Source organism: Fictibacillus aquaticus (assembly GCF_002245695.1).
In the GTDB taxonomy this organism is placed as follows: Bacteria; Bacillota; Bacilli; order Bacillales; family Fictibacillaceae; genus Fictibacillus; species Fictibacillus aquaticus.
In genome coordinates this window covers 1-2,230 of sequence record NZ_NOII01000094.1, presented here as the reverse complement: position 1 = coordinate 2,230, position 2,230 = coordinate 1, and the positions used below count along the sequence as shown (strand labels likewise).

The window sequence follows — 2,230 nt, the reverse complement described above, 5'->3', positions numbered from 1 at the left end:
GTGATCATGGACCATTATAAAAATCCCCGCAACAAAGGGGAGATCACAGATGGTTCGGTTACGATAAACATGAATAACCCGACATGCGGCGACCGCATCCAGCTTCATTTGAAGGTGGAGGACGGCAAGATTGAACAGGCAAAGTTTGACGGCGAAGGCTGTTCAATTTCACTTGCCTCAGCTTCTATGATGACTCAGGCTGTAAAAGGTCTGTCTGTTGAGGATGCAACAAAGCTAGCAACAATTTTTTATCAAATGATGCTCGGCAATGAGTATGATGCAGAGAATTTTGATTTAGGCGATATTGAAGCACTTCAGGGTGTTTCCAAGTTTCCGGCCCGCATCAAGTGCGCCACGCTTGCATGGAAAGCGATGGAGCAGGGCGTCGGGAAAAAGGATGACTCAGAAGAATAAGCTTCAACTAGAACCATTCCTTTAAGGAGGGGATTTGCGATGGCGAAGAAAATGCCTGATATTGGTGAATATAAATACGGCTTTCGAGATAAAGACGTGTCAATCTTCCGTTCAAAACGCGGATTGACGAAAGAAATCGTGGAAGAAATTTCACGTATGAAGAGCGAACCGCAGTGGATGCTTGACTTCCGTTTAAAGTCGCTCGAAACATTCTACAAAATGCCGATGCCTCAATGGGGCGGAGACTTGAACGACCTGAACTTCGACGATATTACGTACTATGTAAAACCGTCCGAAAAATCCGAGAAGTCTTGGGATGAAGTTCCGGCAGAAATTAAAGCAACATTTGACAAGCTTGGAATTCCTGAAGCTGAGCAAAAATACTTGGCAGGTGTATCCGCTCAGTATGAGTCTGAAGTTGTATATCACAACATGAAAGAAGACTTGTCAGACCTCGGTATTCTTTTCACAGATACTGATACAGCATTAAAAGAGCATGAGGAAATTTTCAGAGAACACTTTGGAACGATCATTCCTCCAGCAGACAATAAGTTTGCTGCTCTTAATTCAGCAGTATGGTCCGGCGGATCGTTCATTTACGTTCCAAAAGGCGTAAAATGCGACACGCCGCTGCAAGCATACTTCCGAATTAACTCTGAGAACATGGGTCAGTTCGAACGTACGCTTATCATCGCTGATGAAGACAGCTCAGTACACTATGTAGAAGGCTGTACGGCACCTGTTTACTCAACGAACTCGCTTCACAGTGCAGTAGTTGAGATCATCGTTAAAAAGAACGCTTACTGCCGCTACACAACAATCCAGAACTGGGCGAACAATATCTACAACCTTGTTACAAAGCGTGCGGTTGCAGAAGAAAACGCTACGATGGAATGGATTGACGGCAACATCGGTTCCCGTCTGACGATGAAATATCCGGCTGTTGTTATGAAAGGCCGCGGAGCAAAAGGTACAATCCTTTCTATCGCGATCGCAGGCAAAGGGCAGCACCAGGATGCAGGCGCGAAGGTCCTTCACCTTGCACCAGACTGCTCGTCGACGATCGTTTCGAAATCGATCTCTAAGCACGGCGGTAAAGTAACATACCGCGGTATCGCTCACTTCGGACGCCGTTCTGACGGATCCAAAGCGAACATCAAGTGTGACACGCTCATCATGGATAACGAGTCAACGTCTGACACAATTCCATACAATGAGATCTTAAACAACAACATCACGCTTGAGCACGAAGCAACAGTTTCTAAAGTATCGGAAGACCAGCTTTTCTACTTGATGAGCCGCGGTGTTTCCGAGCAGGAAGCAACAGAAATGATCGTAATGGGCTTCATTGAGCCGTTTACGAAAGAACTTCCAATGGAATACGCAGTAGAGATGAACCGTCTTATCAAGTTCGAGATGGAAGGTTCTATCGGGTAACACATGAAAAGGCTTGGTACATAAGGGATGTACCAAGCCTTTTTTTTGTGGGGTTTTTTGTCGTGCCAACTTTATGCCAACTCGAATTTTTTTATATTCCTGTATGCGTAGGATACTTATAATACTTGAGATGCAATTGGGAACTCTTGTGAAATACCCAATCACAAAAAAATGAAAGAGGCAGATGTTAGATTTAAAAGAATTACAAGAAAGAAAATGGTATCTAGATTATTTCAATATTATAAGGAGTCAAGGCTAATTTCTTCTTGTATAAGCGGCAAACTTATTTAGTTCATCTGCTTCAAATTTGTCCGTAACATCTAAATATATGTCAGCTGTTGTTTTTATCGTTTGATGTCCAAGGCGCTGCGAAACATAT

2 protein-coding genes are annotated in these 2,230 nt (G+C 43.7%); both read left to right on the top strand.

The window, feature by feature from the left end; translation table 11 throughout:
• On the top strand, nucleotides 1-414 hold a 414-nt coding region (gene sufU, locus CGZ90_RS20180; protein ID WP_094254256.1), incomplete at its 5' end, for a Fe-S cluster assembly sulfur transfer protein SufU.
• Nucleotides 415-453: 39 nt separating this feature from the next.
• A complete protein-coding gene (gene sufB, locus CGZ90_RS20175; RefSeq protein WP_094254255.1) occupies nucleotides 454-1,851 on the top strand; it encodes a Fe-S cluster assembly protein SufB in 1,398 nt (465 codons plus the stop codon).
• Nucleotides 1,852-2,230: the final 379 nt, after the last annotated feature.